The organism is Clostridium sp. AM46-21, from assembly GCF_003480025.1.
Classification (GTDB): domain Bacteria; phylum Bacillota; class Clostridia; order Lachnospirales; family Lachnospiraceae; genus Coprococcus; species Coprococcus ammoniilyticus.
On the sequence record NZ_QUIB01000008.1, the window covers coordinates 55,516 to 70,909 of the forward strand.

Here is a 15,394-nt window from a genome sequence, read left to right on the forward strand (position 1 = left end):
GTTATGGGTGAAATTATAAATATTATTTTGGCTGCTGATATGGAAGACAGGTTAAATGAATTCTGTAAAAAATGTATCTGCCATATGTTCCAGAAATTCAATGACTGCATCATATGGAAAAATCTCAGAACGGGTGACGGAAGCTTCCGGGGCAGGTGACGGATTCTGAATAATGTACGTCTGCAGAGCTTTTGTGATCTGTGACGGATCCTCCGGCCGGCATTCTGTAATATGTACAAACTCCGGATGATAAGTGATTTGTTCCGGTATATATGGATGAAAGTCCTTTAGCAGACGTGGATTGATCCTATCATATTCTCCATAAAAGTACCGGTCAGAGAAAAATTCTGCCAGAGGAATCTTTTTTTCCGGTTGTGAGGAAATGTGAACATACAAAGGTTGTCTTGTATCAAAACAGGTATTCCCTGCGGTATCTTCTATAGTGAAATATTCCGGCCAGAAATCAGTCACATAATGAGTATCCAGATGCAGATGTGCCAGGATGCCATAGTCAGCCGGTGACAATATCGCATCATCCGGGTAGAGAGCGCGGATATAAACAAGATCCGGATATTTAGTGATCAGATTCTTCTGCCATGCCGGACGGAAATGCGTTCTTTCTTTATTATCCGTGATATCCGGCAGGATACAGCCGAGGAGAAACTGTTCCGGGTCGGCCTTTATTGCCAACAGACGGGAATCGGCTGCGGAAGTTACACCTGTATTTATTTTATTGATTATCATTTCACCCTCGATCAGATGCATCAGAAAACCGGGCATGTGACATAAACCTCCTGTAGATCATAAGTTAAAAAAATAATAGTGAGTTTCCATGGGGATGTCAAGCCGGAGAAAAGAATATTGACGGATGCCGAAAAAGAATATAAAGTTAGCGTTAGAAATAAAGTATCGAAAAGAAAGAGGAGGTACTTATGGGAACAAAGATCTGTCCGATATGTGATGGAAAAGTAAACAGTATTAATTTTTGTAAAACCTGTAAACGGTTTGTAACACCGATAGAAACCAGCCACAGCTTTTATCTGAACGAAAGACGAGAGCCTGAAGATTATCAGAGAGAGTATCAATATAGTGGGGATGTATCGGACTACAGTGCGGACAAACCTGAAGTTGAGGATGAAGTAACGGATTGCCATGATGAGTTTGAAACCGAGCTTCCGAAATGGGCGAATCGGACTCCGACATCGGCAAACCCTATGCCGAATCTGGATACGACCTATACGACAAAGAAAAAGAAATCGAAAAAAGCAGAGAGTGTGATCTCTGGCCTGCTTTTTCTGGCTGCGATTGGAGTATGCTTCCGGATGAGCAGCTTGTGGGATGCATGGCAGCAGTACCGGGATAAGCAGAAGATGCAGGAATCTCTGGATGAATTACATGAGATGCTGGATGAACAGGATGAGAAAAACTATGTAGATGAGAACGGATACAGCTACCGCTATATCTATCAGCCGGGAGAAACCACGGATTATGGCACAGACAGTCTGGTTGGCTTATCAGCCGATGAAGTGTATGACCGGGGAGAAGCCTGTGATGGTGTGGCTCATTATGAGGGCGTCACCAGTGATGAGCTGGAGGCTGCTTTTTTACAGAATGCAGAGGAAGATAACATTTTATTTGAAGATACAAGTACAGGGACTGCCGGGAATCTGAGTTTGTATGAATACTCGTATCAAAACGGAGATACATTTACATACTATAATAAAGAAAAGTATATTTCAGATGACGAATATGGCATTGATGTGAGCATAAACAGTGATCTGAATACACAGGCGATCCACTCTGTCCGAATATGGCAGTATCCGCCGGATGTCGATGATGGTTTCTGTCTGGATCAGATCTATGAAGATCTGGTAATGGCACTTGAGGATGAAACGCTTCAGGGCGACAGTCTGGAACGGACAACAGAGATGATCCGCTCCTATCAGGAAAAGGAGTATTCTGCGGATGATTCCAGTGCAAATTATACAGACCTTCAGATCGGAAAATGGAGCCTGACGATCAGCAGAGGAGAAACCTCTCTTGGTATTGCGATGGACTATCTGGGTGAATAGAAAGGTTAAATCTTCATGAACAAAAGCAGTACCATCTTGAAAGCCGGGAAAAACGTGGTTATAATGGATGCGGAATTGCCGGAAATATATACAAAAGAAGAATACAGCAGGCAGGCTGTATAAAAAGGAGGTTCTGATTGGACAACAATTTACCTGATAACAGTAATAACAACAATAATAACAATAATAACAATAATAATGGAAATAAGGGAAGAAACAATCGCTCGATCATGGTGATCCTGGTTATTTCCATTTTACTGACATTTTTATTCTGGCGCGTATTTGACCGGGTGTCATCCGGCAGGGAAGAGGAAGTCACATATGGTCAGTTTATCGAGATGTTAGATAAGGGCGAGGTTGGTTCCGTAAAGATCTATGGAAGCAAGATCGTATTTGAAAATAATGCCGATGATAAGGTGATCAGTAAGACAAAATATACTGCAACCAGAATATCGGATGACAGTCTGGCAGAGAAGCTTCGTCAGGCAAAGACGAAATATGGAACAGAATATGAAGGCATTGATGAGAGCGGAAGTGCCATGGTTGGCACGATCATTTCTTACATTGTAATGATCGTTGCATTCTATCTGTTGTTGTCGATGATCATGAAGCGAAGCGGCGGTGTAGGTAGAGCAAATGCGAAGATTTACGTTGAGAAGAAAACAGGTGTTACCTTTGCGGATGTTGCCGGAGAGGAAGAGGCTAAGGAATCTCTGACAGAGATGGTCGATTTCCTTCATAATCCAAAGAAATATCTGGATATCGGAGCGAAGCTGCCAAAGGGGGCACTGCTTGTCGGTCCTCCGGGAACCGGTAAGACCCTGCTTGCAAAAGCAGTGGCAGGTGAAGCAAATGTACCATTCTTTTCCATGTCCGGGTCCAGCTTTGTAGAGATGTATGTCGGTGTGGGTGCTTCCCGTGTCAGAGATCTGTTCAAACAGGCGACACAGATGGCACCATGTATTATATTTATTGATGAGATCGATGCAATTGGAAGAAGCAGAGATTCCAGGCATGGCGGAGATTCCGAACGGGAGCAGACCCTGAATCAGCTTCTTGCAGAGATGGATGGCTTTGATACATCAAAGGGTATTGTGATCCTTGCAGCAACGAATCGTCCTGAGGTGCTTGATAAGGCACTTCTTCGTCCGGGACGATTTGACCGCAGAGTTATCGTAGAGAAGCCGGATCTGAAGGGAAGAATCGATACACTGAAGGTTCATTCCAAGAATGTCAAGATGGATGAAACGGTTGATCTTCATGAACTGGCACTTGCAACTTCAGGTGCGGTTGGTGCGGATCTTGCAAATATCATAAATGAGGGAGCACTGGCAGCCGTCAGAGATGGCAGAAGTCTGGTTTCCCAACAGGATCTGATCGGTGCGGTAGAGGTTGTATTTGCAGGCAAAGAGAAAAAGGATCGTCTGCTCAGCAAAGAAGAAAAACAGATCGTTGCTTATCATGAAGTCGGACATGCATTGCTTGCAGCACTCCAGAAGCATACGGAGCCGATCCAGAGGATTACGATCGTTCCAAGAACCATGGGTTCCCTTGGTTATGTATGGCAGGTTCCGGAAGAAGAAAAATATCTGGAATCCAAGAAAGAGCTGGAAGCAGAGCTTATAACCCTGCTTGGCGGACGTGCAGCGGAAGAATTGAAATTTGACTCTGTAACGACAGGAGCATCAAATGATATCGAGAAGGCGACCAAGACCGCCAGGGCTATGATAACCATGTATGGTATGTCAGATAAATTCGGTATGGTGCAGCTTGAATCAATAGAAGGACAGTATCTGGACAGAAATCTTGCCCTTCAGTGTTCCGATGAGACTGCAACCAAGATCGATAAGGAGATCCGTGATATGCTGCGAGATTCCTATAATAAAGCAAAGAAACTTTTGTCTGCCCATATGGCAGCTTTGGATTCTATCGCCAGCTTTCTTATAGAACATGAAACGATCACCGGCAAAGAATTCATGTCAATTCTTGCTCAGGTGGAACCACAGAGATAAATAGAAAAACTGAATGCAACAGCATTTGCTAATGATTAACGAAAAGCCACTGCCATATATCGCAGTATACACATGTTATTCCGCAAGACGCTTGCGCTCTGTTCCTCGGCGTAGCGGTACATAAAGTTGCAAAAGACGCAACTTAAGTACCGACGCTCGGAAAGGCTTGCTTCATAACAGTGTATGCTGTGATATATGCCGGTGACTTTTGATATTGTTATCTGAAAATGCTGTTGCATTCAGTTTTTTATGCCTGTTGGGCTCTATCTGAAAACAAGAATTATTTAAAATTGAAGCTGGTCGAGGTTTTTGCCGTAGGCCGGGAGGAAGTCAGACAGAAAGCGTTCAACCTCCGGAAGGTCGGCAGCCAGCTTGTCGACAGCGATCTTTGTGGATTCGTAGGCGCTGGAGAATTCCGGATTGCCGACAGAGGTTTCTTCCATACATTTGATAAGAGCAGATAGTTTATCTGCCGCTTTTACAAGCTTCCAGATATATTCATCTCCGGACTGGCGGAAGAAGAGTGGTTCATACTGTGGTTTCATTTCATCCGGCAGTTTGTTTAACAGCTTGTAGCAGGCTGTTTTCTCGATCATTTTAAAGGATTCCTTGATAGCATCGTTATAATACTTGACCGGTGTCGGCATATCACCGGTTATGATCTCTGAAGCGTCATGGTATAGTCCGATCAGAGCAGCCCGCTCCGCATTCAGATCCTTTTCATAATAGGTATTGCCGATCACGGCAAGTGCATGAGCGATAATGCTGACTTCCAGACTGTGCTCACACAGATTTTCTTCTCTGGTATTCCGCATCAACGCCCAGCGGTCGATGTATTTCATCCTTGAAATCATAGCAAAAAAATTATATTCCATCGTTATCTCCTTATTAAATAATTGTGAATATATCTGCAAAAAAATAAGAAAGTAAATTATATTTGGACAGTTTGACTTACCAAAACAGGGGCATTTGAGTCCGCCGGTACTCACATTTCGTACTTAGTGAGTGCTTGCACGAGCTTAGAACGAAAGCGCACCCCTGTGGTGTGATGGTGCATTAGCAGCATCTTAGTACCGCTGCAGGAGTAACTGAGACCTTAGCGAGGCTTAGCCGAGGTTAGTTCGAAGTTACACAGAGTGGAAACGAGTGGGAACGTCCCCTGGTTGGTAAGGTCAAAAGTGTCCAAATATATTATGCTATTTCCATCTTTTGCAGATATATTCACAGGTTAGCTCACTCCTTGTGGAAAAATCCGTACACCGCTTCGGCGGCATTCCGGTTCATGGATGGCGCCTGCATCAGTTCTTCGATGGATGCCTCCCGGATCCTTGAAATATCCTTGAAGTACCCCATCAGATCCTTTCGTCTGGCAGGGCCGATGCCCGGTATATCCTCAAGGATAGAATGTACCTGAGATTTGCTCCTGAGGCTTCTGTGATATTCGATGGCAAAACGGTGGGCTTCGTCCTGCAAACGGGTAACCATGTCAAATGCCTGTGTATTCTTTGGAAATTCCACTTCTTTATTGTTATAATACAGTCCTCTGGTCCGGTGGTAGTCATCCTTTACCATACCGCAGACCGGAATATTCAGATGTAGTTCGTCAAGAACCTCCAGGGCAATGTTGACCTGTCCCTTACCACCATCCATCATAAGGATGTCAGGATAGACCTTAAAACGTTCATCGGTAAATCGTCTTGTCAGAACCTCGCGCATACTGGCGTAGTCATCCGGTCCGTCGATCGTTCTTAATTTGAATTTGCGGTATTCATTTGACCTGGCTTTTCCATTTTCAAAGACCACCATCGAAGCAACCGAATGGTAGCCGCTGATGTGCGAGATATCGAAGGCTTCCAGCCGTTTGGCAGATGGGACACCGATCAGTTCTGCCAGTTCCTTTGCAGCACCTTCTGTTCGAGCCTGCTCCCGTTTCAGCTTTTCAGTATCCTGTGTCAGAACAAGAAAAGCATTGTCACGCGCAAGCTTTAACAGCTTAGCTTTGTCACCTTTTTGAGGTGTGAGGATGTGTACCAGATTTCCCCGTCGTTCGCTTAAGTATTGTTCGATCAGCTCCTGCTCATTTACTTCATGCTCCAGAATGATCTCCTTAGGGAGAAATGGAGTAGAAGCGTAATACTGTTTTAAAAATGCAGCCATAATATCTCCATAAGATTCCGACTGCACACCGGTCATATGAAAATGTTCTCTGCCGATCATCTTGCCGTTTCGGATGAAAAAGACCGAGATAACGCCTTCGTTCATGTTGTTGGTAGCCATCGCGATCACGTCACGGTCATCGGTTGTTGTGTTGTCAACACGCTGCTTTGATGCGATGTGCTTGATGCTTTCGATCAGATCACGAACCTCTGCCGCCTGTTCAAATTCCATATCGGCTGCCAACTGTTTCATCTTTTCTTCCAGTTCTTTTACCGTCTGCTGGTGATGCCCGGTCAGAAAATGGATTGCCTGTCCCACCTGTCTGCTGTAGTCCTCTTTTGAGATGTAACCCTGACAGGGAGCCTTGCACTGTCCGATGTGGTAATACAGACATGGACGATCCAGCCCTGTTTCCTGTGGCAGCTTTTTGTTGCAGCTTCGCAGATGATATAGTTTTTTTAACAGATCAATGGTATCCTTGACAGCACCTGCATTAGTATAAGGACCAAAATATCTGGCGTGATCCCGGTGCATCTGATGCGAGAACAGAATACGAGGGAAATCCTCGTTGACTGTGATCTTGATGTATGGATAGCTTTTGTCATCCGTAAGCATTGTATTGTAGTGCGGACGGTGTTCTTTGATCAGATTACATTCCAGCACCAGTGCTTCAATTTCAGATTCGCAGATGATATATTCAAACCACGCGATGTGGCTGACCATTTTTTCGATTTTAGGTGAGCGTTTATATCCTGACTGAAAATACTGGTGTACCCGGTTATACAGATCAATGGCTTTGCCGACATAGATGATTTCATCGGTCTTGTTATGCATCAGATAGACACCCGGTGTATGAGGCAGTTTTTTTAATTCTTCTTCAAAATTAAACATACTTTGAATTCATATCCTTTCCGCTGCGTATTCTAAAAACAGCAGATTCACACATAGAAATCAGTATAACATAAGATTCAGAAAACAGGTGGCTTTTTTCCTGAAAAAATAAATTGATGAATTGACGATAAATAGGTTGTAGAATATAATGAAACAAGAACTGAAACTAGGGAAAACAGGAGGAGAAGATGGTTTATAGTATAACAGTATCCAAACTCATAGAGAAAATGAATCTGAAGAATTATACACCGGAGATCGATACCGATAAGGTGCTGATCCAGGATCCGGGTATGAACCGCCCGGCGGTACAGTTTGGAGGATTCTTTGAACATTTTGATGCAGGACGTATCCAGATATGCGGAAATGTAGAACATGCCTATATTGCGGCGATGCATACAGAGGAAGAAAATATCAAGATCATAAATGAATTTTTCTCATATAAGCCGCCGTGTCTGATATTCTGCAGAGATCTGGAACCATATGAATTTATTATAGAAGCAGGAAAGAAACACGGAGTGCCTGTCCTCACATCAAGTGCTGTTACATCTGCATTTGTTCATGAGGTAGATCGTTGGCTCCATGTAGAACTGGCACCAAGAATATCCGTACATGCTGTACTGGTCGATGTATACGGCGAAGGTGTTCTGATCATGGGTGAGAGTGGTATCGGTAAATCGGAGGCTGCTCTGGAGCTGATCAAGAGAGGGCACCGTCTGGTTGCAGATGATGTGGTTGAGATCAAGAAGGTCAGTGATGCGACGCTGGTTGGACGAGCACCGGATATTACCAGACATTTTATCGAGCTGCGTGGTATTGGAATCATTGACGTAAAATCACTGTTTGGTGTAGAATGTGTAAAGCTGGATCAGAACATCGATCTGGTCATCAATCTGGAAGAGTGGAGCAAGGATACGGAGTATGACCGTCTGGGACTGGAAGACCAGTACACGGAATTTCTTGGAAATAAAGTCGTAAGTCATAATATTCCGATCCGTCCGGGCAGAAATATCGCGATCATTGTTGAATCTGCAGCGGTTAACCATAGACAGAAGAAGATGGGATATAATGCGGCACAGGAATTATATAACAGAGTGACGCAGAATATTATGAAGGGCAATGCAAATAAGGAGGAGCAGTAGAAAAATGGCAAACTATGTATTTGGAGTAGATATCGGAGGAACAACCGTAAAGATCGGTCTGTTTACAACACAGGGTGAGATGGTTGAGAAATGGGAGATCACAACAAGAACAGATGAAGGCGGAAAATATATCTTAAGCGATATCGCAGCATCTGTTGAAGATAAACTGGCAGAGAAAAGGATCGAGAAGTCTGATGTAGCAGGTGTTGGAATGGGTGTTCCGGGTCCTGTAAAGGCAGACGGCACGGTTATCAAATGTGTAAACCTTGGATGGGGAATCTTCAATGTAGAAGAAGAACTCAGCAAATTATTAGACCTTCCTGTAAAAGCCGGAAATGATGCAAACATGGCAGCGCTCGGTGAGATGTGGCAGGGCGGCGGAAAAGGCCATAAGGATATCGTAATGGTAACACTTGGAACCGGTGTCGGCGGCGGTATTATTTTAAATGGAAAGATGCTCGCGGGAACCAACGGTGCAGGCGGTGAGATCGGACATATTTGCGTAAATGACGACGAGACAGAAGTATGCGGATGTGGTAACAAGGGCTGTCTGGAACAGTATACATCAGCAACCGGTATCGTTCGTATGGCAAAGATCATTTTAAATACAACAGACAAGCCATCCAAGCTTCGTCAGATCCAGTACATTTCAGCAAAAGAGATCTTTGATGCAGCAAAAGAAGGTGATGAGCTTGCAGCAACACTGGTAGAAAATCATGGAAAGGTTCTTGGAAAAGCACTTGCCCAGATCGCATGTGTAGTAGATCCTGAAATCTTCGTAATCGGTGGTGGCGTATCCAGAGCAGGAGATATCCTGATCGATACAACTGCAAAATATTTTGCACAATATGCATTTCATGCATGCAGACAGACCAAGTTTGCACTTGCTACACTTGGTAACGATGCGGGTATGTATGGTGGTGCGTGCAGTATACTGAATCAGTAAAAGTATTAAGTAAACTATGTGAAATTACATAAATCGGGTTGAAACGCCCTGAAAATTCTATACATTTTTAATATTGAATTCTAAAAGCCTTTAATGTATGATATTGTATGGTAGTGTTTGAGATTTTGAGAAATCAACTGGAACAGCATGCAAAACCTTATGTTAAAGGCTTTGTTTTGTCTATCAGGTTTATAAGATTCTTGAGAATCCGGAATAAAAACAGGTCAGGAGTTTAAAATTATATGACATCGTTTTATGAGAGCGCAGCAGCGATCACAGGAGAAAACAGAATAAAAACAAAAGAACCTTTGAACCGATATACAACCTTCCGGATCGGTGGAAAAGCAGATTTTATTGCTGAACCGGAGAAACCGGAGCAGATCGCAGAGCTTGCAGACCTCTGTAAAAAGGAAAAAGTTCCGTTTTTTATTATGGGAAATGGAAGCAACTTACTGGTATCAGATGCTGGCTATCGTGGAATGATCATTCATATAGCAGATGGAATGTCTAGGATCACGGTGGAAGGAACAAGGATCACTGCGCAGGCAGGTGCATCCCTGATTAAAACTGCGGTAACAGCAAAACAGCACGGACTGACCGGAATGGAATTTGCATCTGGTATACCGGGTAGCGTTGGCGGTGCTGTTTATATGAATGCAGGAGCATATGGCGGAGAGATGAAGCATATTATCACATCTGTAAAGGTGCTGGATCAGGATGGACAGATCTATGAGATCGCGGGTGCAGATATGGAATTCGGCTACCGCCACAGTAAGGCAGAACAGGATGGCCTGGTTGTGCTGGAAGCTGTAATTGAACTTCAGACCGGAGATATGGATAAGATAGATGAAGAGATGAAACGGCTGGCAGAAGCGAGAATCTCAAAGCAGCCACTGGAATATCCGTCGGCAGGATCAACTTTTAAACGACCGGAGGGATATTTTGCAGGAAAGCTGATCATGGATGCGGGACTTCGCGGTTATACTGTAGGAGGAGCTCAGGTATCAGAGAAGCATTGTGGTTTTGTGGTGAACAAAGGCGGCGCAACGGCGGCTGATGTTATGCAGTTGGTAGACGATGTAAAGAAAAAAGTAAAAGACAGTTCCGGTGTGGATCTGGAGCTTGAGATAAAGACACTGGGGGCATTCTAGGATGAGATTTGTAATTGTGACAGGAATGAGCGGCGCAGGAAAGACAACAGCGATGAAAACGCTGGAGGATGCAGGATACTTCTGTGTGGATAATCTTCCAATCCAGCTTATTAAGCGTTTTGCGGAAATTGCATATGATGAACAGATTCAAGTTGATAACGTGGCGATCAGTGTCGATATCCGGAGTGGAAGAGCGTTAAGCCAGTTGAATGCCTGCTTAAATGACATGAAAGAAAATGGATACCAGTATGAGATCCTGTTTATGGAATGTTCAGATGAGAAACTGGTAAAACGGTTCAAGGAAACAAGAAGGAATCATCCATTATCTGCAAAGAACGGAAGGATCATAGATGGTATCAAAAAAGAAAGAGAACTGATTGGCTTTATCAAGGATGAAGCCGATTATATCATAGATACAACGAATTTGTTGGTTCGGGAGTTTAAATCTGAACTGGATAAGATCTTTGTGCAGAATATGGAATATGGGAATTTTATCATTACCATTATGTCATTTGGCTTCAAATATGGAATCCCAAGAGATTCGGATATTGTGCAGGATGTAAGATTCCTGCCAAATCCTTATTATGATGAAGAATTGAGACCACTGACCGGAAATGATAAGGTGATTCAGGATTATGTCATGAACTGTAAGGAAGGACCGGAATTTCTGGATAAATTTATAGATCTGGTACAGTTCCTGATTCCGAATTATATTAAAGAAGGCAAGAACCAGCTTGTTATCTCGATCGGCTGTACCGGTGGCAAACACCGTTCTGTAACGATCGCGAATGAAGTATATAGTCGTCTGCAGAAATCCACATACACTGTGAGAATATATCACCGTGATATCGGAAAAGATGCAGTCGTAAAGAAATTGTAGAACAGGAGTGAGACATATGTCCTTTTCCTCGGAAGTAAAAGCAGAACTTGCGAAGAATATCAGCAGTGCCAGACACTGCAGGATCGCAGAGCTTTCAGGAATGATGTCGATGGTGGCAGATGTATGGTACAGGAATGGTTCACTCTTTAAACTCTGTATAACGACAGAACGCAGTATTATAGCAAAGACGATGGCAGCTTTGATCAAGGTATTATTTGATATCCGTATGGAATGTTCCGTAAAAAGAACCGGGAGCAACAGCCGAATCTACCGGATGGTGTTAGATCAGCAACAGGAGATCGAACGGATGATGCAGACACTGAAGCTCTCGCCTGATTTTGGGATATCTCAGAATGGCGTAGCAAAGGTAAGCTGTCAGGATATGACAGTCAACCGGATGGTTGTGCAGCAGCAATGCTGCAAACGGGCATTTATCAAAGGTGTATTTATGACATCCGGATCGGTCAGTGATCCGAAGAAAGGATATCATCTGGAGATCGTCTGTAATAATGAGGATCGTGCCGGAATGATCGGGAAGATCATGGCGGAGCTTGATATCGAAAGCCGTGTCATTGCCAGAAAAAAGTATAGTGTCTGTTATATAAAGGATGGAACCATGATCGTTGATATGTTGAACATCATGGGCGCTCACATTTCTTTAATGAATATGGAAAATGTGAGAATATTAAAAGATATAAGTAATAATGTAAACCGCAGGGTAAATTGCGAAGCAGCGAATCTGAATAAAACAGTCAGTGCGGCTGTCCGACAGATCCAGGATATCAATTATGTGATAGAAACAAGAGGTATCACATATCTTCCGGATAATCTGCGGAGTCTTGCAGAACTCCGGCTGGAAGAACCGGATGCGTCGCTGAAAGAATTAGGCGAGATGATGAATCCTCCCATTGGAAAATCGGGAGTCAATCATAGATTAAGAAAAATAAGTGAAATAGCAGAAGACCTAAGACAAAAGTCGTATGTGTAGGAGGAAAAAATGTTAGAAAGAACAGTTAAGGTAGCCATGACCGAAGGAACCGAAGAAAGACCAGTGGCAGTGCTTGTACAGATCGCAAGTCAGTATGAGAGCCAGATCCATCTTGTATCAGATGACAAAAAAATCAATGCCAAGAGCATTATGGGCATGATGAGTATGGGATTTACAGAAGGACAGGAGATTACGGTCATTGCAGATGGAAAAGATGAAGCAGCAGCAGTAAAGGAGATCTCAGAATATCTGACAGCGAATGCATAAAATCTTCTGTTAATTAATTGGTGTTTTTATTGCACGCTTTGGTTGAATGTGATAAAATCAGATTATTAATGGATATGTGTCATCGGAGGAAGCAGATATGGGATTTTTTGATGGGATTTTTAAGAAAATACCTTTCGTGTCCAGATTCTCGAAAAAGAAAGCGCCGGTTAATAATGTAGAGTTACAGTATAACAAGGCTATGAATCTTATGGATAATGGTGATTCTGAAGAATCTGTTAAGATACTGGAACAGGTTGCAGATATCGGTATTATGGATACCCAGTACAAATCATATGGAGATGATGCCCTTCTCGCACTTGCTGAGTTTTATGAAAAGGGTGTTTACCGCAACGCAAAAATAAATGTAGATATGAACAAGTCTACAAAATACTACGAGAAGTATGTGAATCAGAACCGTGATGGTGATGTGATATACAAGCTTGCTAAGATGATGCTGGAAATCCAGAATTTTTCAAAGGCAATCAAGTACTTCGAGATGGCAGCAACGGATTATGGTATCAAGGCAGCATACATGAGCCTTGGTTCTATTTATGAAAGCGGTCTGAACCGGATTGATGAATATGGAAATAAGAGTGATTTCGTCGTTCCTGTTGATCTGGAAAAGGCAATGCAGTGGTATAAGAAGCTTGCTGATGCCGGTGATGCAAAGGCAAGGGCATCTTATGAGCGCGTGTTATATGCAAGCACACATGAAGACAGTCTGGAATTTGAGGAAAAAGATAAGCTGTATACGGAGATTTCCCAGAGAAGAAAAGAAAAGGGAAAAGAGCCACGATATAAGGTGATCGAGGCATCCAGGTTACAGTATCAGTATTCCTATGTACACAATCAGGTGGAAGGATATATCCACAAACTTCCAAAAGACTGGGTAAAGACGATTAATGAGTCAACCGGTGAAGAATATTACGCACCAAGCCTTACATATAAAGACTTTGCAATCTATGTTTATTATGACAGTATACCAAAGGATTCTAAGAAGACGTTGGAAAACTATCTGAGATATTGTAATGATGCATTTGACGAAGATTTACAGTTGAAAGCATATATTACAGAGTATGCAGATGGTATCTGCACGACATACTACCATAAGGATATGGAAAAGGGTATTGTTTCATTTGCGTTCTATCAGGGAAGACGACTGGCATGTATGCGTTTCGTATGTGCAACGATGGAGATCATTGAACAGTACGAGGAGATTATCTTCGAGGTAGCAAACTCATTTGCATTTATTGATCCGACACTGGTCAGTGAAGAAAGTGCAAACCGGAGAGATATGCAGTATTACAATGAAGCAATCTACTGTTACTATCTGGAAGATTATGAAGGTGCCATGAAGGCTGCAAAGCAGGCACTGAAGTTTGGAAGCATCAAAGCAAGTTATCTGCTTGTAGAGCTATACTATGATGAGGACAGCCCATACCGTGATCTGGAAAAGACGATTAGTTATGCAAAGCAGTTGTTTGAAGCGACGAAGGATCCGGAACTTGCGTTCCTGATTGGTAATGTATACGATCAGCAGATGAAAGATTACATGAAAGCTTTGAACTGGTACGAGAATGCAGAACGGCTGGGACATAAGCGAGTTGCATTCTATCTGGGACGTATTTATTATTATGGATTACTCCGTACCAAGAGAGATGGAAGAAAGGCTCTGGAATATTTCAAGAAGGCAAGAGAGAACGGTATACCGGAAGCAGAAGGTTATATCAAGGATCTTGAGGAATTGAAGGGTGAAGATCTCCAGACGGCCGTTGAGAAATGGGAAAGAGCGGTTCAGGCAGGAAGTGAATCTGCAGCAATTAAGATCGCAATGATGAAACAACAGCAGATTTTCTATATAGCAACGCCGTACGAGATTGAGAAAGCATATCTGGAAGCACTTGGACTTGGAAGTGCCAGAGCAGGATATGAACTTGGACGTATCTATCAGCTTCAGGAGAAACAGGAAAACTATAAGGGCGAGATCAAGAGTATCAAGTATTTTGAGAAAGCCTTTAATGCGAACTTTGATGACTGGGATAAGGAAAATCTGTTCAGAGTTATTAATTACAAGGTTGAAAAGGGACTCGATAACGAAGAGGCTATCAAGCTCTATATCGAAAATGCAAGTATGGGTTACGTTCCGGCTATCGAAAAGCTGTTTGAACTGGTTCCGTTTACAACACAGCAGATCTGGAGTTTGTATGATGCACTGATCGAGCTGGCAGAGACCGGTGATGAGACTGCTATCGTAGCGATGAACAAACTGGAAATGCATTATGTAGATCTGATTATCCGTGAACCGGGTAAGGGACAGAAGATTGTGGAGAACAAGTTTTTCCGCTTATGTGTTCCAAAAGAATGTTCAGCAACGATCAATGATGAAGGCGGTACGATCAAGCTCGCCGATTCTGTTGTTGAATTTGCGGTGGCTGAGATGCCTGTCAATGCGACAGCAGAGCAGGATTATCTGAAGATTTATAAACTGATTGTATCAGAATATCTGCCAGATGAGAATGCAGAGGTTATTATTGCGAACTCCAGAATGATCGGTTCTGCGATCAGAAGTTCGAAGGATAACATCCATACATACAGTATTCTTTTGATCAGCTCAAAGAATCAGTATATCTTTAAGCTTAGTTCGAAGGACAGACGGGAGATGATGCAGTTCAAAGATGTATTGAACACGATTGCAAAATCTCTGGTTGAGACTGGTGAGATCTACAAAGCAACAGGTGAAAACAGAAAGAACATTGGTCTTGCATTCCTTCTTAAGGCAAATGAGAATGGATTCCTTTCGATAGGAAAAGATGCTTAATAGAATTTAGAACAATATGTTTTAAAGCAGTATCTTGCCCGGAGAATAATTCTTCGGGCAAGTGTCTGTTGAA

General features: G+C 42.9%; 12 protein-coding genes. 9 read left to right on the forward strand and 3 right to left on the reverse strand.

The genetic code is table 11. The annotated features are described in order from the left end of the window. Positions 1-51: 51 nt before the first annotated feature. Positions 52-780 carry a hypothetical protein gene (locus tag DW959_RS07085; protein WP_118615778.1) on the reverse strand — a complete coding sequence of 243 codons (729 nt, stop codon included), beginning with the start codon at positions 778-780 and terminating at the stop codon, positions 52-54. Positions 781-932: 152 nt separating this feature from the next. Here DW959_RS07085 and DW959_RS07090 point away from each other — a divergent pair, with 152 nt between their 5' ends. Further along, a complete protein-coding gene (locus DW959_RS07090; protein ID WP_118615780.1) occupies positions 933-2,072 on the forward strand; it encodes a hypothetical protein in 1,140 nt (379 codons plus the stop codon). Between the two features lie 137 nt (positions 2,073-2,209). Beyond that, positions 2,210-4,084, forward strand: a complete 1,875-nt coding sequence (gene ftsH / locus DW959_RS07095; RefSeq protein WP_182430062.1) for an ATP-dependent zinc metalloprotease FtsH — start codon at positions 2,210-2,212, stop codon at positions 4,082-4,084. A gap of 284 nt (positions 4,085-4,368) precedes the next feature. Here the strand turns inward: ftsH and yfbR are convergent, their stop codons facing one another. Continuing rightward, entirely contained in the window at positions 4,369-4,959 is a 591-nt protein-coding gene (gene yfbR, locus DW959_RS07100; RefSeq protein ID WP_117808482.1) for a 5'-deoxynucleotidase, read from the reverse strand. A gap of 358 nt (positions 4,960-5,317) precedes the next feature. Next, on the reverse strand, positions 5,318-7,132 hold the full coding sequence (gene uvrC / locus DW959_RS07105) for an excinuclease ABC subunit UvrC (protein WP_118615782.1): 1,815 nt from the start codon (positions 7,130-7,132) through the stop codon (positions 5,318-5,320). 188 nt (positions 7,133-7,320) lie between these two features. Between uvrC and hprK the strand changes: the two genes are divergently transcribed. From hprK to DW959_RS07140, 7 genes are all read left to right on the forward strand, one after another. Further along, positions 7,321-8,271, forward strand: coding sequence for an HPr(Ser) kinase/phosphatase (hprK, locus tag DW959_RS07110; protein WP_008401344.1), 951 nt, complete (start codon positions 7,321-7,323; stop codon positions 8,269-8,271). A gap of 4 nt (positions 8,272-8,275) precedes the next feature. Further along, positions 8,276-9,217, forward strand: coding sequence for an ROK family glucokinase (locus tag DW959_RS07115; protein ID WP_021944834.1), 942 nt, complete (start codon positions 8,276-8,278; stop codon positions 9,215-9,217). Between the two features lie 242 nt (positions 9,218-9,459). Further along, positions 9,460-10,368 (forward strand): UDP-N-acetylmuramate dehydrogenase, encoded by a 909-nt coding sequence (gene murB / locus DW959_RS07120; RefSeq protein WP_117823372.1) that lies wholly within the window; start codon positions 9,460-9,462, stop codon positions 10,366-10,368. 1 nt (position 10,369) lies between these two features. Further along, complete coding sequence (gene rapZ / locus DW959_RS07125; RefSeq protein ID WP_117808479.1) at positions 10,370-11,248, forward strand: RNase adapter RapZ; 879 nt, start codon at positions 10,370-10,372, stop codon at positions 11,246-11,248. Between the two features lie 16 nt (positions 11,249-11,264). Beyond that, positions 11,265-12,236, forward strand: a complete 972-nt coding sequence (gene whiA / locus DW959_RS07130) for a DNA-binding protein WhiA (protein ID WP_021944837.1) — start codon at positions 11,265-11,267, stop codon at positions 12,234-12,236. Positions 12,237-12,245: 9 nt separating this feature from the next. Further along, the gene (locus tag DW959_RS07135) at positions 12,246-12,503 is read left to right on the forward strand and encodes an HPr family phosphocarrier protein (RefSeq protein WP_021944838.1); all 258 of its coding nucleotides are present in this window, start codon (positions 12,246-12,248) and stop codon (positions 12,501-12,503) included. Positions 12,504-12,600: 97 nt separating this feature from the next. Further along, positions 12,601-15,321 carry an SEL1-like repeat protein gene (locus DW959_RS07140; RefSeq protein ID WP_021944839.1) on the forward strand — a complete coding sequence of 907 codons (2,721 nt, stop codon included), beginning with the start codon at positions 12,601-12,603 and terminating at the stop codon, positions 15,319-15,321. The last annotated feature ends 73 nt before the right edge of the window (positions 15,322-15,394 follow it).